The sequence below is a fragment of the Lachnospiraceae bacterium KGMB03038 genome (assembly GCA_007361935.1).
GTDB lineage: Bacteria > Bacillota > Clostridia > Lachnospirales > Lachnospiraceae > Massilistercora.
Genome location: CP041667.1, coordinates 341861 through 363195 on the forward strand (window position 1 = coordinate 341861; position 21335 = coordinate 363195).

16 protein-coding genes are annotated in these 21335 nt (G+C 47.8%); 14 read left to right on the plus strand and 2 right to left on the minus strand.

Translation table 11 applies throughout. From position 1 onward, the window contains the following. Positions 1-8 precede the first annotated feature (8 nt). The 6 genes from FND36_01700 to FND36_01725 all read left to right on the plus strand — a co-directional run bounded on the left by FND36_01700 (position 9) and on the right by FND36_01725 (position 7470). Positions 9-842 (plus strand): transketolase, encoded by an 834-nt coding sequence (locus FND36_01700; GenBank protein QDW72862.1) that lies wholly within the window; start codon positions 9-11, stop codon positions 840-842. Next, complete coding sequence (locus FND36_01705; GenBank protein QDW72863.1) at positions 835-1764, plus strand: transketolase family protein; 930 nt, start codon at positions 835-837, stop codon at positions 1762-1764. Before FND36_01700 ends, FND36_01705 begins: the two co-directional genes overlap by 8 nt. Next, complete coding sequence (gene glpK / locus FND36_01710) at positions 1765-3246, plus strand: glycerol kinase GlpK (protein ID QDW72864.1); 1482 nt, start codon at positions 1765-1767, stop codon at positions 3244-3246. It begins immediately after the preceding gene. A 183-nt stretch (positions 3247-3429) separates the two neighbouring features. After that, positions 3430-5049 (plus strand): hypothetical protein, encoded by a 1620-nt coding sequence (locus tag FND36_01715; protein ID QDW72865.1) that lies wholly within the window; start codon positions 3430-3432, stop codon positions 5047-5049. 118 nt (positions 5050-5167) lie between these two features. Beyond that, entirely contained in the window at positions 5168-6049 is an 882-nt protein-coding gene (locus FND36_01720) for an AAA family ATPase (GenBank protein ID QDW72866.1), read from the plus strand. A gap of 173 nt (positions 6050-6222) precedes the next feature. Beyond that, positions 6223-7470: an IS256 family transposase gene (locus FND36_01725; protein QDW72867.1), complete on the plus strand. Its 1248-nt coding sequence runs from the start codon at positions 6223-6225 to the stop codon at positions 7468-7470. Positions 7471-7725: 255 nt separating this feature from the next. Here FND36_01725 and FND36_01730 read toward each other — a convergent pair whose 3' ends face one another. Beyond that, positions 7726-9333, minus strand: a complete 1608-nt coding sequence (locus tag FND36_01730) for an IS1182 family transposase (protein QDW72868.1) — start codon at positions 9331-9333, stop codon at positions 7726-7728. 299 nt (positions 9334-9632) lie between these two features. Between FND36_01730 and FND36_01735 the strand changes: the two genes are divergently transcribed. The 4 genes from FND36_01735 (at position 9633) to FND36_01750 (ending at position 13942) form a co-directional block, all read left to right on the plus strand. Further along, on the plus strand, positions 9633-10871 hold the full coding sequence (locus FND36_01735; GenBank protein ID QDW72869.1) for a Zn-dependent hydrolase: 1239 nt from the start codon (positions 9633-9635) through the stop codon (positions 10869-10871). A 76-nt stretch (positions 10872-10947) separates the two neighbouring features. Next, positions 10948-12111, plus strand: a complete 1164-nt coding sequence (locus tag FND36_01740; protein ID QDW72870.1) for an FAD-binding oxidoreductase — start codon at positions 10948-10950, stop codon at positions 12109-12111. 44 nt (positions 12112-12155) lie between these two features. Further along, on the plus strand, positions 12156-12947 hold the full coding sequence (locus FND36_01745) for an electron transfer flavoprotein subunit beta/FixA family protein (GenBank protein ID QDW72871.1): 792 nt from the start codon (positions 12156-12158) through the stop codon (positions 12945-12947). Then, positions 12947-13942, plus strand: a complete 996-nt coding sequence (locus tag FND36_01750) for an electron transfer flavoprotein subunit alpha/FixB family protein (GenBank protein ID QDW72872.1) — start codon at positions 12947-12949, stop codon at positions 13940-13942. Before FND36_01745 ends, FND36_01750 begins: the two co-directional genes overlap by 1 nt. 21 nt (positions 13943-13963) lie before the next feature. Here FND36_01750 and FND36_01755 read toward each other — a convergent pair whose 3' ends face one another. After that, complete coding sequence (locus FND36_01755) at positions 13964-14881, minus strand: DUF2877 domain-containing protein (GenBank protein QDW72873.1); 918 nt, start codon at positions 14879-14881, stop codon at positions 13964-13966. Positions 14882-15240: 359 nt separating this feature from the next. Here FND36_01755 and allB point away from each other — a divergent pair, with 359 nt between their 5' ends. From allB to FND36_01775, 4 genes are all read left to right on the plus strand, one after another. Next, the gene (gene allB, locus FND36_01760) at positions 15241-16644 is read left to right on the plus strand and encodes an allantoinase AllB (GenBank protein ID QDW75509.1); all 1404 of its coding nucleotides are present in this window, start codon (positions 15241-15243) and stop codon (positions 16642-16644) included. Between the two features lie 37 nt (positions 16645-16681). Further along, positions 16682-18046, plus strand: a complete 1365-nt coding sequence (locus FND36_01765) for a transporter (protein ID QDW72874.1) — start codon at positions 16682-16684, stop codon at positions 18044-18046. 87 nt (positions 18047-18133) lie between these two features. Then, positions 18134-19591 (plus strand): amidohydrolase family protein, encoded by a 1458-nt coding sequence (locus FND36_01770; protein QDW72875.1) that lies wholly within the window; start codon positions 18134-18136, stop codon positions 19589-19591. Between the two features lie 119 nt (positions 19592-19710). Then, positions 19711-21318, plus strand: a complete 1608-nt coding sequence (locus FND36_01775) for an IS1182 family transposase (GenBank protein ID QDW72876.1) — start codon at positions 19711-19713, stop codon at positions 21316-21318. The last annotated feature ends 17 nt before the right edge of the window (positions 21319-21335 follow it).

Genomic DNA, 21335 nt, shown 5'->3' on the forward strand with positions numbered 1-21335 from the left:
ACATGCGTATGGAAAATCTGAAAGCGTTAGCTTATGAATTAAGAGAAAACGTGATCGATATGATCGTAGAAGGCAAAGCCGGACATATCGGCGGCGATATGAGCGTCATGGAGATCCTGACAGAGATCTATTTTGAGCAGATGAATATCTCCCCGGAGAACCAGGATGATCCAGACCGGGATAAATTCATCATGAGCAAGGGACATTCCGTTGAAGCGTATTACGCGGTGCTGGCGAGGAAAGGATTCTTTGATATCAAAGAAGTCATCGCCACCTTCAGCAAGTTTGGGTCTATGTTCATCGGACATCCCAATAATAAGCTGCCGGGCATCGAGATGAATTCCGGTTCCCTGGGCCATGGGCTCCCAGTCAGTGTGGGAATGGCTCTGGCGGGAAAGATGGACGGCAGGGATTACCGGGTCTACACCGTGATGGGAGACGGGGAACTGGCGGAAGGTTCCGTCTGGGAAGGCGCTATGGCGGCCCACCAGTATGGGCTGGACAACCTGTGCGCGGTGGTAGACCGCAATCGGCTCCAGATCTCTGGGAATACCGAAGATGTGATGGGGCATGACGATCTGCATGAACGGTTCCGCGCCTTTGGATGGCATGTGATCGATGTGGCCGACGGGAACGATATCGACCAGCTCCGGGCCGCCTTTGAGGAAGCGAAGACGGTGAAAGGGAAACCGACGGTATTGATCGCCAACACGGTAAAAGGGAAAGGTTCTTCCGTGATGGAGAACAAGGCCAACTGGCATCATAAAGTTCCGAATGAGGAGGAACTGGCCCAGATCCGGAAAGATCTGGCAGAGAGGAAGGAGGCGCTGCTTCATGGCTAAGATCGCGAACAAACAGGTGATCTGTGACGTACTGATCGAGGAAGGAAAGAAGGATAAGGATATCATCGCGCTGTGCAGCGATTCGAGGGGGAGCGCGTCTTTTACGGCGTTTGCCAATGAGCTGCCCCAGCAGTTTGTGGAGACAGGGATCACGGAACAGAACCTGGTGAGCATATCGGCGGGACTCGCAAAATGCGGGAAGAAGCCATACGCGGCGTCCCCGGCCTGCTTTTTGTCTACCAGGAGCTATGAGCAGTGCAAGGTGGACGTGGCATACTCCAATACGAACGTAAAGCTGATCGGGATCAGCGGAGGAGTCAGCTACGGAGCGTTAGGGATGAGCCATCATTCGGCCCAGGATATCGCGGCGATGGCGGCGGTGCCGAACATGCGGGTATATCTGCCCAGCGACCGGTTCCAGACCGAGAAGCTCATGCGGGAACTGTTAAAGGATGAGAAGCCGGCGTATATCCGGGTGGGCCGGAACGCGGTGGACGATGTATATGAGGAAGGGAAGGTGCCGTTCGAGATGGATAAGGCGACGGTGATCCAGGAAGGAACGGATGTGGCGCTGATCGCCTGCGGAGAAATGGTAAAGCCCTGTGTGGAAGCGGCCGAGATCCTGAAGGAGAAAGGGATCAGCGCCGCGGTCCTGGATATGTACTGCGTGAAACCATTGGACGAGGCGGCTGTGATAAAAGCGGCCCAGAACGCCAAAGCGGTGATCACGGTGGAAGAGCACGCGCCCTATGGAGGTTTAGGGTCAATGGTGAGCCAGACGGTAGGAGTCAACTGTCCGAGGAAAGTTATAAACCTGGCTCTGCCGGACGCGCCGGTGATCACAGGGACCTCAAAGGAAGTGTTCGCCTACTATGGGCTGACCGGGGAAGGAATCGCGAAGAAAGCGGAGGAGCTGATCTAAATGTCAGAGCAATATATCATCAGTATCGATCAGAGCACACAAGGGACCAAGGCGCTTCTCTTCGATGAGAGCGGGAGCCTGATCCGGCGGACCGATAAGTCCCATGAGCAGATCGTCAATGAGAAAGGCTGGGTCTCCCATGACCCGGCCGAGATCTATCATAATACCATCGAGGTGGTCCGCCGTCTGGTGGAAGAGTCCGGGATTGAGAAAGACAAGATCGCCGGACTTGGCATCAGCAACCAGCGGGAGACCTCCCTTGCCTGGGATAAGGAGACTGGGGAGCCGATCGGTCAGGCGATCGTATGGCAGTGCGCCCGCGCGGCAGATATCTGCGAGCGGGTGGAAAGCCAGGGGAAGGCGGAGCTGATCCGCCAGAAGACAGGGATGAACCTGTCGCCCTATTTCCCGGCTTCCAAGATCGCCTGGATCTTGGAAAATGTAGAAGGCGCGAAGGAGAAATCCGACAAAGGGCAGATCTGTCATGGAACCATCGACAGTTGGCTGATCTATAAGCTGACCGGCGGGAAAGAATATAAGAAGGATTACTCCAATGCCTCAAGAACCCAGCTTTTTAATATCTTTGACCTGAAGTGGGATGAAGAGATCTGCGGCTTATTTGGAATCGATCCGGCCAACATGGCAGAGGTCTGCGACTCGGATTCGGAGTTTGGCCGGACAGACTTTGAGGGCTTTCTGCCCAATAAGATCCCGATCCACGGGGTACTGGGAGATTCCCACGGGTCCCTGTTTGGGCAGGGGTGCCTCCGGCCTGGGATGATCAAGTCCACCTATGGGACAGGATCCTCGATCATGATGAACATAGGGGAGAAGCCGGTGTTGAGCACCCACGGCGTAGTGACCTCTCTTGCCTGGAGCATGGGGGGAAAGGTGAACTACGTGCTGGAAGGGAACCTGAACTATACAGGAGCGGTGATCACCTGGCTGAAAGATGACTTAAAGCTGATCCAGTCCCCGGGAGAGACGGAAGGGCTGGCAAGGGAAGCGGTACAGGATGACCAGCTGTATCTGATCCCAGCCTTCTCGGGCCTGGGAGCGCCGTACTGGGACAGCCACGCCGCGGCGGCCATTGTAGGCATGACCCGTACCACGGGGAAAGCGGAAGTGGTACGAGCGGGAGTAGAATGCATCGCTTATCAGATCACGGATATCGTGAAGGCCATGAGCGAGGACGCGGGAGTAACGGTAGGAGAGCTGCGGGTAGACGGAGGCCCAACGAGGAACGGGTATCTGATGCAGTTCCAGAGCGACATCGCGGAGGCGGCGGTACAGGTGCCGGATTCCGAGGAATTATCAGGGATCGGTCCGGCGTATGCGGCCGGGATAGCTCTCGGAGTATGGGATGAGCATATCTTTGAGAAGCTGAAGCGGACGAAATATGAGCCTAAGATGGCGAAGGAAGAGCGGGATCACAAATACGCGGGATGGAAGCGGGCGGTCGCCGCTGTATTGAAAATGTAAATGTGAAAGGATAAAACTCTGCGATTGGAATAAGACTGTTTTCGATTACTTGACAGAAAAAAGACCATCAAGTACAATAAAACCATACATGAGGACTCAGACAGCGCCGGTCTATGCCGGCGCTGAATTGCTAAAATGCTCGAGATATCTGAGCGTACGAAATACATTAGGGGGAATATATAGATGACATTAAAAGAACTGCTGGAAAATGACGGAGTCAGCGGGCTGACAGTGCTGAACGAAAAAGCAGATCTTGATCGGACGGTGTCTACTATAGAATCTACAGAGACTCCGGATGTTTTTTCTTATGTGGATGCGAATTGCTTGATCCTAACAACAGCGATGATCTATAAAGATAATCAGCAATTGCTCTGTGACTTGATTGTCAGACTGAATGCGCTTCCCTGCGCGGGGCTTGCCATTAAGATGGGGCGTTTTATCGATCGGCTTGATGAGAAAGTGATTGAAAAGGCGGATCAGTTAGGATTCCCGATTATTATGATTCCCAGGGATGAGACGTTGGGAAAGATTTATCATCGCTTATTATCTTTGCTGTGGAATAATCAGAACAAGGGCCTTTTGGAGGCTTTGAATATCAAGCGGAAACTTTATAATCTAGTGATCAACGGGGCGACTTTGAAACGGATGCTGGGCAGTATCAACAGCAGTATTGGCAAGCATGTCCTGATCGCGGATATGTTTGGAGAAATCTGCGGGAGAGGCGGTACTACCAAAGAAGAGGAAAAGACGGCGGTCAAGATCGTGCAGGAACTGAATCAGGAAGAGCGGAGCGTTCAGGGAAGCATCGTGAAAAATGAAGAAGGGCGTCAGATTATCGTCTATCCGATTAAATCCATCAGTGGGAGTACTCATTTCCTTTTGGTATTTGATGATGAGAAACAAATGCCGGTATCTACATTTGTGTTGGAGGAGATCGTACTGCTTTTAGAGATTATCTTCTATAAAAATCTATTCAGCGCTTATAATGAGATACAGCTTAGAGATAATTTCCTGAAGCGGATGATCAATGCGGAGGGAGAGGATCTGCCTTCCAACCAGATCATGACAGAGGGGAAAAGATATGGTTTAAAGAACAGTGCCTGCTATACGATCATTATCGGTAAATATATTCATTTTGAAGCCTATCGCTTTAATGCGGTACAGTTTATGCAGCGGGAAGAAAAGTATATCTTGGGATATGAATATTTCAAAAAGAAAGTGCTGGAAAAATATGGGGACAGCATCGTATTTCTTGGTGATATCGATCATTGGCAGTATATACTCCTGCTTCAAGGGTCTTGTGAAGGGATTGAAAAAAAGCTTGAACATCTGGCGCAGAGTGCAGAAGAGGCAATGCAGGAAAAAATCGTATTTTCCATGGGAGACAAGATCTATGACATTGCGTCCGCGCCCTTGTCTTATCGAGAAGTTAAGGAAAACCTGGACGGGTTAAACGAGAAAGAATTTACGGGCCACGTGCTGGAATATCGGTCGAAAAGCGCGCTGGATCTGCTCCGGGGGATTTCTAAAAACCAGAGCAGAAGCGTATGTGAACAACTTCTGGGAGAATTAGCTTTCCCGGAGGATCAGACATTAGAAGAATTAAGGAACACGCTGAAAGTGTTCCTGGAATGTCAATGCAGTATCGCAGAGACATCTAACAGGCTTTATCTTCACCGCAATACTGTTCGTTATCGGATCAAGAAATGTGAAAGTATATTGGGAAAAGAATTGAGCGATCCGGAATACTGTTTTGAACTTCAAGTTGGTCTTATCTTGTCAGAGACAGAAAAAGAAAAGTGATGATTTTGTCACTTCTGACAATTGAAAGGCAGACACGCAGATGTTATAATCATCTGGAAGATGACATTCGATAGGGGTATCGAAGCTCTTTTTCTGACAGTATTAAGGAGAGTAAGATATGACAGAAGATACAAAGATGATTATAAACGAATTGAAGATGATTTGCGGCAACATGGAAGGCTTGCAGACAGAGATGAAGGAAGTCCGGGCGGACATGGAAGAGCTGCGGACGGACGTCCGAGGCTTGCAGACAGAGATGAAGGAAGTCCGGGCGGACATAGAGGAACTGCGGACGGATGTCCAAGGCTTGCAGACAGAGATGAAGGAGGTCCGGGCGGACATGGAAGAGCTGCGGACGGACGTCCGAGGTTTGCAGACAGAGATGAAGGAAGTCCGGGCGGACATAGAGGAACTGCGGACGGACGTCCAAGGCTTGCAGACAGAGATGAAAGAGGTAAAGGCGGACATAGAGGAACTGCGGACGGACGTCCAAGGTTTGCGGACAGAGATGAAGGAGGTCCGGACAGACGTCCGAGGCTTGCAGACAGAGATGAAGGAAGTCCGGTCGGACATGGAAGAGCTGCGGACGGACGTCCGAGGTTTGCAGACAGAGATGAAGGAAGTCCGGTCGGACATGGAAGAGCTGCGGACGGACGTCCGAGGTTTGCAGACAGAGATGAAGGAAGTCCGGTCGGACATGGAAGAGCTGCGGACGGACGTCCGAGGCTTGCAGACAGAGATGAAAGAGGTAAAGGCGGACGTCCGAGGTTTGCGGACAGAGATGAAAGAGGTCAAAGGAACGGTCCATGGAATAGAATTAAAACTTGAAAATGATACCGACAGAAGTATTGCGCTTGTTGCGGAGAATCATGTGGAATTGAACCGTAAGCTGGACAAAGTATTAGCAATGGAAAGTGAAAAAGAACTGCTTTCATTGAGACTGATTCGAGTAGAAAGTGATGTAGAGAAGATAAAAGCGAAATTAGCAGAAACAGCATAAGATGACAATATCAAAGGTTATCTGGATAATAAAAGGGGGTGTCGCAAAATCATCAAATTAGGTGATGGAGCGATACCCTCGCTCCATTTAAAGGAAAACGGGGGAGTATCCCAAAGTTTGTGTAAACCTTCAAACTGATGTAAGATAGACTTACCAGTTTGGAGGTTTATTTTATGGCAAGGAAAAAGGATACCCCACAAAAAGCAGCCCTTCGAGAAATGATGGGCAACTACATGAAAGAAAACAATGTTAAAGTCAAAGATGGGACAGATGTTAACTCTATCATGCGGGACATGATGTCCATCATTCTGGAAGGTGTTCTGGACCAGGAGATGGACGAGGACTTAGGTTATTCTAAGTATGATTATCGTAACAAGGAAACGGATAATTCCAGAAATGGACATTCTCAGAAAACAATGCATACCAGCTATGGAGACATGGAAATCGACATCCCCAGGGACAGGAAAGGCGAGTTTGAACCGCAGATTGTCAAGAAATACCAGAATACTGTCACTCAGGACATGGAGGAAAAGATCATCTCTATGTATGCCAAAGGAATGACCACGAATGATATTGAAAGCCATATGCGTGAACTATACGACATCGAAATCTCTGACAGCACCATCAGCCGAATCACTGATAAGATCCTTCCCATTGTGAAAGAATGGCAGGAAAGGCCATTGGAAGAGATTTATGCCGTGGTTTTCATGGACGCCATCCATTACCATGTGCGCAATGAAGGCCGGATTGTAAAACGTGCGGTTTATATCGCCATTGGGATTGACATGGAAGGACATAAAGACGTGCTTGGCATGTATGTGGGCCAAAACGAAAGCGCGAAATTCTGGCTTTCCATTTTGAACGGGCTAAGGAACCGCGGGGTAGAAGATATCCTGATTGCATGTGTGGATGGGCTGACAGGATTTCCTCAGGCAATTGAGGCGGTATTTCCCCAGACAGAAATCCAGCAATGCATCATTCATCAGATTCGGAATACAACGAAGTTCGTTTCCTATAAGGAACTCAAGCCCCTGATGGCTGATCTGAAACGTGTATATGCGGCTCCAACAGAAGAAATCGCATTAGCAGAGCTGGACAGCTTTGATGACAAATGGAGCGGAAAATACCCGAAAATAGCGAAATCCTGGAAAGATAACTGGGTGAATCTTTCGACTTATTTTAAGTACCCGGAAGCGGTCCGCTGTCTGATCTATACTACCAATGCAATTGAGGGATTTAATCGCCAGCTCCGGAAAGTCACAAAATCCAAGACAGTGTTTCCTTCCGATGAGAGCCTTTTAAAAATGCTGTATTTGGCCATGATGGATATCACGAAAAAATGGACAGGCCACCGACAGGATTGGGGACAGATCCATTCGCAGCTGGAGATATTTTTTGAAGAACGATTATCTGGATTATAAGCCGTTTCTGTGGTCAAGCAGGGCTGGCCAAGCCAGCTCTGCTTGACATGTCTGGAAACTGCATTATAATACAAGCAGGGGCAGGACCTCAAAAAATCGGCTCTGCCCAAAGTAACTAATAACATATCTTATATCAGTTTTTTTAGTTTACACAAAACTTGAAACGGTCTCGAAAACGGAAGTGATTCCACTTTGTTCTGTGGATTACTTCCGTTTTTGAGCATACTTTAATAAAGCTGCTTAGTTTCTGTTTGATTAAGCAGATTTCTTCACTGGAAACAGATGGTTTCCGGTTCGGTCATTTTGTATTTTAGCGTGAAGTTTGTTGAGATTATAGCCCATACTCAATAAAAGAATCTCCAGTTTTACTTTGGTTTTTCCACGGAGTAAAAATCTTTGAAATTCATAGTCGTTTTTCAGGGCTCCAAATGCTCCCTCCACCTGGATCGAACGGTTCATCCGGTATAGGAGCCCGGTTTCGCTCAGGATGTTTTCATAGGATTCCTGTCGTTTCTCCAAAAAGCTTTTGGATACATACAGCCGTTTGTTCCCTTTTGCTTTTGTACATTTCTCTTTATAAGGACAGTCCGTACAATCTTCGCATTCGTAGACGGTGACTTCGGATTCATAGCCACTTTTACTTGTCTGCTTTTTCAGGAAAATCGGCCGCAGTTTCTTCCCGGCATGACACGTATAGGTATCTGTCCTTTCATCATAACCCATGTTCTCACGTTTACTGATATCCTTTTTAAAACTCCTCTTTTTCCATTTCTCATACGTTTGCGGTTTGATATAGGGCTTTTGTTTCTGGTCTCTCAGATAGCTGTATCCTTCTTCACTTTCATATCCTGAATCTGCCGTCACGCTTGGATAACGGAATCCCAGTTTTTCTTCCATTCTCTTTAAAAAAGGGACCAGCGTCCATACATCATTCCGATCCTGAAAAATATCTGTCGCGACAATATATTCGCTGTCCACTGCGATCTGTACGTTATATCCCGGCTTCAACTGGGCATTCCGCATATGGTCATCCTTCATATGCATGAATGTGGCGTCCGGATCCGTCTTACAATAATTATTCCGTCCCCGGAAGCTGGCTGTATGCCAGTCGTAGATGGTCTGCCGTTCCAGAAAACGTTGGAACAGTTCCAGATATTTCTGGTTCCGGCTTTTCCGTTTCCCTCTTCCATGGACAAAAACGGTATGCTGTTCTTTACAACTCTGTTCCAGAAACCGACAGATCTTCTGAAGATCCTGTGTTCTTGTTCCTTCCGTTACAGAAAAACTCTGTAGATACTCCTGGTTCAGAAGAGCTACGGCTTCCTGTACTTTCTGGAACATTTTTGTTTCCCATTTCCCTACGGATTTTTTCCAGACAAAGGTATATTTGTTTGCGCATGCCTCCAGCTTTGTCCCATCAATAAAAACGGTTTCCTTCGACAGCTCGCCCGCATTTTTCAGTCTCTTTACCATTTGATAGAAGAGATCTTCACAGGCATCCGCCAGGAATCCGGTACGGAAACGTGCGATCGTGCTGTGGTCAGGTGCTTTCTGCCCGGCGAGCAGCCACATAAAGTTGATATCTCGTCTGCATGCGGTTTCAATTTTTCTGGATGAATAAATGTTCTGGGAATACGCATAGGTCAGGATCTTGAACATGGTCTTAGGATCCACTGCCGGATTTCTGCCTTTGGCAGAGTAAGCCTGATACAGCAAGCTGTAATCCAATCCCTCCAATTCGTGGCTCAGCAGTCGGACAGAATCATCATCAGGAACCAAACCTTCCAAATTTAATGGCAAAACCAGTTGATAAGGTTCGCCGAATTCGGTATAATTTTTATGGTATTTTTGGTTAGTAGGCATATCTAATTATACCATGGATTACGGACTCTTCGGGGTCCGTTTTCTGTTTTTGGATATGAAAAAGGAGCGTTGCTCCATAGATGATTACTCATCTATTTTGCAACGCTCCCTTTTATTATAAAACACACTATCCTATACTATACCATTCAGTGTTTGTAATATCATTAGCTAAATGCAACAACAAAAAAAATCAGATTGTAGAAGTTGAACAATGTATTTAATAGAAAATTCCTATAAGATTATAGGCATAGAGAACGTTATAAAAATAACAATGTGGTGAAAGGGGCGGAAAATTAGGGATGAAAGTAGATGTAGAAAAGCTTGTTTCACGGATTGAAGAAATCTATGCCTGCGGCGTCAGAGAGGACGGAAGCCACACAAGGATGGCATATTCTGATGAAGATGTGAAAGCAAGAAAGCTCTTTACAAGCTACGCAAGAAATCTGGGGATGCAGACCCGTATGGATGAGGCAGGTAATCTGATCCTGCGGATGGAAGGACGAAACGAGAATCTGCCGGCGATCCAGATGGGGTCTCACTTGGATACCGTACCTGACGGAGGAAAATACGATGGGGTCTTGGGCTGCCTGGCCGGGCTTGGTGTCTGTGAAGCCTATATCGAAGCGGGAGAGAAGTCAGAGCATCCCATGGAAGTGATTGTTTTTACGGATGAAGAAGGTTTCCGTTTTGGGAAGGGGCTTTTAGGAAGCAGCGCGATCTGCGGGCAGGATCCGGATGTGTATGAATCAGAAACAGATATCTACGGCAACCTGCGAAGCGAAGTTATGAAAAGCTACGGGATCAAGTGCAAAGAGATCGGGAAAGCAAGAAGAAATCCCAAAGATGTGCGCTGTTTTATTGAACTGCATATTGAACAGGGCGCCGCATTGGACAGAAGAGAAATCCCGATCGGTGTAGTGACATCGATCGCTGGAGTAAGCCGTTACGATATTACGGTCAAAGGAGAGGCGAATCATGCGGGAAGCACCGCTATGGCAGACCGCAAAGACGCTTTGGTCGCGGCGGCCTCATTTATAAGCCGCGTTCCCGAGATTACGAAGGAATGGGGAAATGAATTTACAGTAGCGACGGTGGGAACTATAAAAGTAACGCCGCACTCTGTTAATGTGATTCCCGGCACCTGCAGTTTCAGCCTGGAGATCCGCGATCAAAAAGAAGAGGTGATCCGGACGATCGAGACAAAGCTAAGAAAGTGTTTGGAAGAAATCTGTAAAGAGTCTGGAGAAGAATATACGTTTGAGCAGACTTCCTATCACGCGCCGGCTCCTATGACGGGCTGGGTTAAGGAAAATATTGAGAAAGCGGTACAGGAATTGGGATATCCGCATATGGATCTGCCAAGCGGCGCGTTTCATGATTCCCTGATCATGAGTTCCGTATTCCCTACGGGGATGATCTTTGTGCCGAGCGTGAATGGTATCAGCCATTCCCGATATGAGCTGACACGGACGGAGGATATCGAGATGGGCTGCAATGTACTGCTGAAAGCAGTCCAGAATATAGACAAGATGAAATAATTGGGGTTTTTTATGGCGGCATAAAACGGAGCGCCATGGAAATAGGAATGTATCATCAGTGAAAGGAGAAGGAAAGATGGCAAAGAAAAAAATTGGTATTATTGGAGGCGGAATTTCAGGAGCGGCACTTGGATATCATCTGAGTCTGTATGATGAGGCGGAAGTAATCGTATTTGAGAAAGATACGATCGGCGGAGCTTCCACCGCAAAGTCCGCGGGTACTGTGTGTCTGTTTGATGATTCGCTGAAAAACCGGTACTGGGATGTAAGACTCTATGGATTTGAAACCTATCTGAAGATGGAAGCAGAAGAACCAGGAAGCGCAGGATTCGACAAAACAGGAACGCTGGTAGTCGCTACAAATGAAAAGGTGGAAGAAACGATCAAGACTGGGATCGCGCTGACAAAAGCGGCAGGATATACAGGAGAATATATTACAGACAAGGATCGTATTAAAGAAATCCTGCCGGATATCTCCACAGAGAACATCCTGGGAGCTGGATATACTCAGGATGACGGCTACTTTGACGGAACTATGATCTCTAATACATTTGCCAAGAAGATGCAGAAAAACGGCGGCGTGATCAAAACCGGCGTGAAAGTAACAGAAATCCTGAGAGATGGAGATAAAGTGACAGGATTGAAGACGGCAGATGGTGAAGAATATGCCTTTGACGTTGTGGTAGACTGTACAGGACCTTGGAGCCGCTTTACCGGCGAGATGGTAGGGCTGGATGTGCCGATCTGGCATACCAAGGCGGAAGCATTCTTCCTCTGCCCTCCGGGAAAGAAGTTAGACTATACGTTCCCGGTACTGAAGTATCCTGAGTTCTACGGATTAAGAGCGGGAGACAATATTTTTATCTGCAAATCCCACCTTTCTATGGATCTGAACAATCCAATGCACGCAGGTCAGTGGGATCCAGACAAATTGCCGGCAACTGGCGGAACAGACGATTACTTTATTGATTTCCTGCTGGATCAGTTAGAGGCTAAGGTTCCTGGAATCGTAGACAGCGGACTGGTTTCATCCTGGCTGTCATACAGGGCGGAGCCAAAAGATTTCCTGCCGATCCTTGGAAAGACTCCGGTAGAAGGCTATATGCTTGCGACCGGATACGGTGGAAATGGTGTGATCGAAGCGCCTGCGGCCAGCAGAGACTTAGCGAAGCTGATCATGAGAGGAGAGTCTACGCCGCTGCTGGAAGACTGGGCATTTGAGAGACTTCTTGAGAAATAAGACGGTCGGCCAAGAGGGCTGATCAGCAGAAATGGAGGATCACGATGAAAATAGCTGTTTTGATCAAACAGGTTCCTGTATCAAACGATGTTTCTGTGGATCCAGAAACCCATACACTTGTCCGCGCAAGTTCGGAGGGGATGATCAACCCCTCCGACTTAAACGCGGTGGAAGCGGCTCTGGAGTTAAAGGAACAGACGGACGGACAGGTTGTTGTATTTACTATGGCGCCTCAGGAAGCAGAGAAATCTCTGCGGGAGGCTATGGCAATGGGCTGTGACGAAGCATGTCTGATCACAGATCGGTGCTTTGGGGGAGCAGATACGATCGCCACAGCGAAAGTGCTGGCAGAAGGGATCAAAAAGTTTGGAGACTTTGATCTTGTTATGTGCGGGGCGCTTTCCGCGGATGGAGCGACCGGGCAGATCGGGGCGATGGTCGCTGAGTATCTGTCCATCCCCCATATAACAGAGATTCAGGGGGTAGAGTACGACCCGGCAGAAGAAGAAAAGATCATGGCCGTTAAGAAATACCATGATAAGCTTTTAAAGATCAAGAGCAGCCTTCCGGCTTTGGTGACGGTAGGGTTTGGCTGTAATACGCCCCGGCTGGCGACTCTTCGAACTATGCGGGCGGCAAAGAAAAAGCCAATGACCATCTATACAAATGAGGATCTTCAGATGGATACTGCCAAGACAGGACTGAAAGGTTCGCCTACGATAGTCATTGATTCTTTTGAGCCGGAAGCGGCAAGGAAAGCGGTCATGATCAAAGGAAGCGGAAAAGAGCTTGCGGAGAAATTGAAAGAATTGATAGAAGAAGGGGAAAAGGAATAATGGCAAATGGAATTTGTATTTACGCAGAAACCTGGAACGGCAAGCTTGAACCGGTCTTTGCCGAATTGGTTTCGGCGGCGGAGAAGATAAAAGAGACGACAGGAGAAAAGATCCAGGCCCTTCTTGTGACTGAGGATGAAGGAGGCCTGACGGAAGAGATCCAGGCGCTTGGCGTAGATGAGATCTATGTTTTGAAGACTGGAAGAAACTGTCTTATGCAGGATGATGCCGTAAGTCAGGCGGTTGCGGAAGCGCTGCGTCAGATTCAGCCGGCCAGCGTGCTGATACCGGCAACGCCGGTGGGACGCTCTATTTTTTCCCGTGTGGCGGCCAAACTGGAATGTGGACTGACCGCGGACTGCACAGAGCTTCTGGTGGGGACAAGAGAAGATGGGACCTATTTCGTAAGGCAGAACAAGCCTTCATACGGAGACAATATTTTTGTTACGATCGTGACAAAAGAGGGTGTTTATCCGCAGATGATGACGGTGCGTCCAGGCGTTTATCAGCCGGCACAGCCCCAGTCGGATAGAGAGGCAAAGGTCGTGGAGCTATCAGATATCCATTTGGGAGAATCCGGACTGGAGGTTGTTGAGATCACAGAATCAGGCACAAACGCAGACAGTATCATGTCGGCGGAGATCGTGATCGCCGGAGGAAGAGGTGTTCTGGAAGACGGGAATTTTGAACTGATGGAGAAATTTGCCCAGAAACTGGGAGCTGCCATCGGAGGCACAAGACCGCTGGCGGATTCTGGTCTGATTCCTTTTGACCATCAGATCGGTCAGACTGGGTTTACCATTAGGCCTAGGGTGTGCATCTCCCTGGGCGCCTCTGGAGCGATCCAGCATACGGAGGGGATTAAGGATACAAAATTGATGATCGCGGTAAATATTGATGAGAACGCGCCGATCTTCAATATTGCGGATTATGGCCTGGTAGGCGATATTCATGAGGTGCTCCAGAATTATCTGGAGGCGGAGCAGAGCAGATAAAACGGTTGTATGAGAGGGGACTTATTCGGGGGATGAGGGAGAGACCGTCCGGATGAGTCCCTTTGTGTAAAATGCGTTAAATATCCCGCATAATGTATCGAAACCAGAGGAGTGGCCGATGCTGCCAAAAGTTTCTAGAATGTGACCAGGAGAAGGAAGGCCGGCCAGCTCTTTGACAGGCAGAGAGAATTGGCCTTCTAAGGCGCAGGCCAAGAAAGCGGCGCTGATATCGTTGGTATCTTTCAAATGAAAATAGATTTCTTCCCGAAGAGCATGAGCCAGAGGGTGATCTTTTAGGCCGCTCAGGATCAGTCCGGCCAAGAAGCCGCAGAGGAAATCATCTCCGCTTGGGGTCAGGCCAATGCCAAGACCGATCAGACCGCGCAGTTCAAGAGCGGCATCCAGCCAGGCAGAGCTTAGGATATAAGCAGAGGCTGCTTTAAGCCTGCGCGCGGCAAGCTGGAGTACAGGATCTTCTTGGCGGGAAAAGAGATGACCCGATTCCTGAAAAGTTTGGAATAAGGGCTGAAATCCGCCGGAAGCCGAAAGATGGATGGCGGCCCGGATGTTCTGGGACAAAAGGGAAACTTGGGGGCCGGAGAGACTTTGAGAGAGGCGCAGATCCTCATGACGGCTCTGGCCGAAATCAAAGGAAACGGTGTCTTCTCCAGACGGCTGATCCGACATCAGTGTCAGAGTATTTGGAGAAATAAAAACCTTTTGCCCAGGGCGGCAGGAGATAACGTCTGAGATACCCAGGGGCAGATCGGTGATCAAACTAATGGGAGATATAGGAGAGTTCTTTGCCTGCAGCGCCAGAAGAGACCCGCCGACAGACAGGTTGACAGTTTTGCGGTATACAGAATGCACCGCTCCAAGGGAAGCGTTTCGCAAAATATGTAAACAGTAGTCAGACAGAAAAGTAATTGGACGGCCCATAGACTCTATCTCCTTTTTGTGGAATTTACATTTTAATCATGATATCAAAAATACAAGGTCCGCGCAAATCTGAAATTGCGGAAAACTGGTTTTTAAATTTCAGGAAAAAGCATATCTAATTTTAAACAAAATGAGCAGTTTTTTGTTGTAAAAGATGCTGGATACATACGATAAAATCGGAATGTGAGAGAAAAAACTGTGAAAAACTACTAAAAAGTAAGAGTTGTATTTTAGAGTCACAGGTATTGTATTTTGCTCTTCTATAGAGTAGAATAAAAGCAACTTTAAAAACAGGTTGACCAGAGGGCGGAATCCTAAGAAAAAAGGGAATCCGCAGTAAAGGAGGAATGAAGGAAGCTATGTATGATTTGGTGATTCGAAATGGAAAGCTTGTAACTCCCGACCGTATTTATGAGGCGGATATTGCTATTACCGATGGCAAATATGCGGCTTTTGCGGCGCCGGGAACTGAGCTGGAAGCAAAAGAGACCATCGACGCGAAGGGAAATTATGTATTTCCGGGAATCGTGGACTGCCATGCCCATCTGAACGAGCCTGGCTTTGAGTACCGGGAGGATTTCGAGACTGGTTCCCGCGCGGCGGTGGCGGCAGGATGTACCTGCCTGATCGATATGCCGCTGAATAATGATCCATCTTTGATGAACAAAGAGATTTTTGATCTGAAGATGGGCAAGATCAGCAAACATTCCGCGGTAGATTACGCGCTGTGGGGCGGCTTGGTAGGCGACTATGACGACCAGCCGGATTCCGTGAAAAATAATATGAAGGATCTGGTAGATCTTCATAACTGCGGCGTGGCCGCGTTTAAAGGCTTTACCTGTCCAAACGGAGATCTGTTTCCAACCGTCAACCTTGGAAATGTCCGCAAGGCTCTGGAGATTTTAAAGCCTTACAACGCTCTGTGCGGATTCCACTGCGAGGAATACGGCCAGGTGCTTGAGAGAGAGAAAGAAGCAAAAGCAAAAGAAGGAAGAAGCAATGAGGAGAAAATCCGTGACTTCTTGGATTCCCATGATGTATGGACGGAATATGTGGCGACAAAGAATGTGATCGATATGGCAAGAGCCACCGGCGGCCGTGTACACATCTGCCATGTCAGCCATCCGATGGTTGCCCAGGTAGTCAAAGACGCGATTCATGAGGGCCTTCCGATCACGGCGGAGACCTGCCCGCACTATCTTGGATTTACAGAAGATTTTGTATTTGAAAAAGGGGCTCCGGCCAAATGTACGCCTCCGATGCGTGACAAAGAAGCCATGGAGAAGCTCTGGGATTATGTGCTGGACGGAACGCTTTCCTGCGTTGGAAGCGACCATTCACCGGCGGCAGATGAAGAGAAAGACAACGCGACGAAGGATATCTGGCATGCGTGGGGCGGGTTAAATTCTATCCAGTTCTTCCTGCCGATGATGTTTGACATGGTAGTTCACAAGAAGGGATTAAGCCCAAGCCTGATCGCGAAGGTAATGGATTACAATCCGGCGAAGATCTTCGGCCTGTATGGACGTAAGGGGGCGTTTGAACTTGGCTTTGACGGAGATATCGTGATCGTAGATCCAGAGAAAGAATGGAAATGTGATCAGACAAAGCTTCTGACGAAAGGACATGTGTCCTGCTTTGACGGTTTGGAAGGAAAAGGGGCGCCTACATGCACTATTATCCGTGGGAAAGTGGTCGCGGAGGATGGCATGTATAAAGAAGAGGCCATTGGATACGGCGAATATATCACCCCTGTAAAATAGAGGCGGCACAACAGGATATTAAGGAAGGAGTAAAGATATGAGTGATGTAAAGAACGAAACAAAACAGGAAGGCGCTTCCCTGGAACCGATTTCCAAAGATAAACGAATCATGAGCTGGGGCTCCAATACAATGCTCTGGCTGGGAGGATGTATCTCTATCGGTACGCTGGCCCAGGGGTCGGCGCAGCTGGAAGCTGGACTGAATCTGACACAGTTATTCCTGGCGGTGACCATCGGAACTTTGATCTTGGTCGTAGGTATTGCGCTCAACGACCAGTTTAGTTATAAGACAGGAGCGCCTTATGCGGTACAGCTTAGAAGCGCATTTGGTACCAAAGGCAACATTGTTCCCAGTTTGATCCGGGGCGTTCCGGCTATCGTATGGTATGGATACCAGACCTGGCTGGGCGGCGCGGCGATCAACAATATTTCAATGGCGTTATTTGGGTTCGATAATATCTGGTTATGGTTCATTGTGTTCCAGATCATCCAGATCCTGCTTTCCATCAAAGGATTCCAGGGCGCCAAGTGGGTTGGCAACATTGGAGGTGTTGTTATCTCTATCGCTATGCTGTATCTGCTGTATCTGTGCGTCACAGAGTATGGTGATGTGGTAAGCCAGAATCTGATGAGCAAATCAGGAACCTGGGGTATGCCGTTTATCGCGGCGATCATCGCTTTCTTTGGAAACAGCACACCGGTTATGCTGAACGCAGGAGATTACTCTCGTGAGATGAAAGATGGAATGTCTACAATGAAACGTGGATTTTCTTACTTCCTGGCTATGGTTCCGGCGACCGTTCTGCTCGGTATCATTGGCGCTATGGCTTCTACAGCGACAGGAGTCGCAAACCCGATCAACGCGTTCGCGCAGATGGTTGACAACAAAGTAGTCATGGTTGTTACGCTGGCCTTCATCATTTTCGCTCAGTTAACGACTAACCTTGCAAGCAACGTAATCCCGCCGGCATACGCATTCATGGATGCGTTTAAGATGAAACACAGAACGGCTGTTATCCTGATCGGTATCCTGGCAGTATGTACTTGTCCGTGGATCCTGACCGATGACAGTTCTGCAGCGGGACTCGCGCTGTTCACAAAGATTTATACCGCGTTCTTTGGACCGATTTTCGCAATCCTGATCACAGACTTCTTTATTCTGCATAAGAGAAAATATGAGAAGGCGGCGCTGGATGATCTGTATAACGTAAAAGGAAATCACGCGGGCGTAAACTGGGCGGCGATCATCGCGATGTGTGTAGGCGTTGTGATCGGCCTGATCAACGTAGATATTTCTTTCTTTACCGCAACGATCCCGACAGGACTGATCTTCTACTTCTGTATGAAGTACATGAAGAGCTCGGCGCCATTTAGGATTGGAACAACTCTTGAAAAGAAATAAAATTTGCTTCGCAAAACATAAGGGAGAGAGGAGTGTTTGCTCCCTCTCCCTGATTTATATCAAGTCAAGAAATGAGGTGGACTGGAAATGAAAAGGAAACTGAAGGGAAGATTTGTCATCGGATTTGATGGGGAAGATCATGAAATCATCCGTGACGGAGAAGTGGTATATGATGGAAATGAGATCATATACGTGGGAAAAAACTACGACGGCGAAGTAGATGTGACGGAAGATGCCGGCAACGCGGTTATTATGCCGGGCTTTATCGATCTGAACGCACTGGGCGATATTGATCATGATATCCTGCATTTTGAGGCCTATGATTATGTTTTGAATAGTCTTTGGCCTTCAGAAGAATATTTTATAAAAGGAACACATGACCGTATGACGCCTGAAGAAGAGGCGTTTAAATCAAAGTTTGCTTATGCGCAGCTGATCATGAATGGCGTGACGACAGCTCTTCCCATTACATCCGTGTTCTATAAAGGCTGGGCCGAGACCTATGAAGAGGCGGAAGCGGCTGTGGAGCACGCGGGCAATATGGGGCTTCGGTTATATATGTCTCCTAGTTATCAGTGTGGTCTGAATGTGACCAAACCGGACGGAAATCTGACGGTGCGCTTCAAGGAAGGAGAAGGCGAGAAGGGACTGGAACGAGCGGTCAAATTTGTCAAGAAATATGACGGAGCCTACGATGGACTGATCCGGGGCTGTCTGAAACCGGAACGGATCGAGATGCAGACGGAAGAAAATCTGATCAATACCAGAAGATACGCCACGGAACTTGGCGTCCCGTTGAAACTCCACGCTGCTCAGAGCCCGTTTGAGTATGACTATATAAAGGCGAAAACAGGAAAATCCCCGATCGAATATCTGGAAAGTATCGGATTCCTTGGGGCGGATGTGGGAATTCCTCACGCCTTCATGCTGAAAGGCACAAAATGGGTAGAAGATCCGGGAGACGACCTTTCAATCCTTGCAAAGCACGGCACAACAGTCATCCACTGCCCGATCATTATCGGAAGGACCGGACGGCATTTGAATACCTTTAAGCGTTATTGTCAGGAAGGAATCAATGTGGCGATCGGAACAGATACATTCCCGCCGGATTTCTTTGGTGTGATCCGTACCGCCAGTATGTATTCACGGATGCAGGAAGGAACGGCAGAAGGCTCTACTTATGCGGACATTTACCGCGCTGTAACTCTGGGAGGATCGAAGATGTTGGGAAGACCAGATCTGGGGCGTCTGTGCGAAGGCGCCAAGGCAGACATGATCGTTGTGGATCTGGATGCCTTCCACATGGGAGCTGTGGATGATCCGATCCGGACAATCTTTATGTGCGGAAATGGACCGGATATCAAGATGTCCATCATAAACGGCCGCACCGTAATGAAGGATAGAAAGATGGAAGGAATCGATCTGGAAGAACTGAAAGCTAAGGGACAGACCTATTACGAAAAAATGAAATACGGTTATATGGAAAGAGATTACCAGCACTTGCCGGAAAATGAGATCTTCAGACCATCTTATAAGGTGAGATAAGTTTTAATTGGGGGCGTTGCAAAATAGATGAGTAATCATCTATGGAGCAACGCTCCTTTTTCATATCCAAAAACAGAAAACGGACCCCGAAGAGTCCGTAATCCATGGTATAATTAGATATGCCTACTAACCAAAAATACCATAAAAATTATACCGAATTCGGCGAACCTTATCAACTGGTTTTGCCATTAAATTTGGAAGGTTTGGTTCCTGATGATGATTCTGTCCGACTGCTGAGCCACGAATTGGAGGGATTGGATTACAGCTTGCTGTATCAGGCTTACTCTGCCAAAGGCAGAAATCCGGCAGTGGATCCTAAGACCATGTTCAAGATCCTGACCTATGCGTATTCCCAGAACATTTATTCATCCAGAAAAATTGAAACCGCATGCAGACGAGATATCAACTTTATGTGGCTGCTCGCCGGGCAGAAAGCACCTGACCACAGCACGATCGCACGTTTCCGTACCGGATTCCTGGCGGATGCCTGTGAAGATCTCTTCTATCAAATGGTAAAGAGACTGAAAAATGCGGGCGAGCTGTCGAAGGAAACCGTTTTTATTGATGGGACAAAGCTGGAGGCATGCGCAAACAAATATACCTTTGTCTGGAAAAAATCCGTAGGGAAATGGGAAACAAAAATGTTCCAGAAAGTACAGGAAGCCGTAGCTCTTCTGAACCAGGAGTATCTACAGAGTTTTTCTGTAACGGAAGGAACAAGAACACAGGATCTTCAGAAGATCTGTCGGTTTCTGGAACAGAGTTGTAAAGAACAGCATACCGTTTTTGTCCATGGAAGAGGGAAACGGAAAAGCCGGAACCAGAAATATCTGGAACTGTTCCAACGTTTTCTGGAACGGCAGACCATCTACGACTGGCATACAGCCAGCTTCCGGGGACGGAATAATTATTGTAAGACGGATCCGGACGCCACATTCATGCATATGAAGGATGACCATATGCGGAATGCCCAGTTGAAGCCGGGATATAACGTACAGATCGCAGTGGACAGCGAATATATTGTCGCGACAGATATTTTTCAGGATCGGAATGATGTATGGACGCTGGTCCCTTTTTTAAAGAGAATGGAAGAAAAACTGGGATTCCGTTATCCAAGCGTGACGGCAGATTCAGGATATGAAAGTGAAGAAGGATACAGCTATCTGAGAGACCAGAAACAAAAGCCCTATATCAAACCGCAAACGTATGAGAAATGGAAAAAGAGGAGTTTTAAAAAGGATATCAGTAAACGTGAGAACATGGGTTATGATGAAAGGACAGATACCTATACGTGTCATGCCGGGAAGAAACTGCGGCCGATTTTCCTGAAAAAGCAGACAAGTAAAAGTGGCTATGAATCCGAAGTCACCGTCTACGAATGCGAAGATTGTACGGACTGTCCTTATAAAGAGAAATGTACAAAAGCAAAAGGGAACAAACGGCTGTATGTATCCAAAAGCTTTTTGGAGAAACGACAGGAATCCTATGAAAACATCCTGAGCGAAACCGGGCTCCTATACCGGATGAACCGTTCGATCCAGGTGGAGGGAGCATTTGGAGCCCTGAAAAACGACTATGAATTTCAAAGATTTTTACTCCGTGGAAAAACCAAAGTAAAACTGGAGATTCTTTTATTGAGTATGGGCTATAATCTCAACAAACTTCACGCTAAAATACAAAATGACCGAACCGGAAACCATCTGTTTCCAGTGAAGAAATCTGCTTAATCAAACAGAAACTAAGC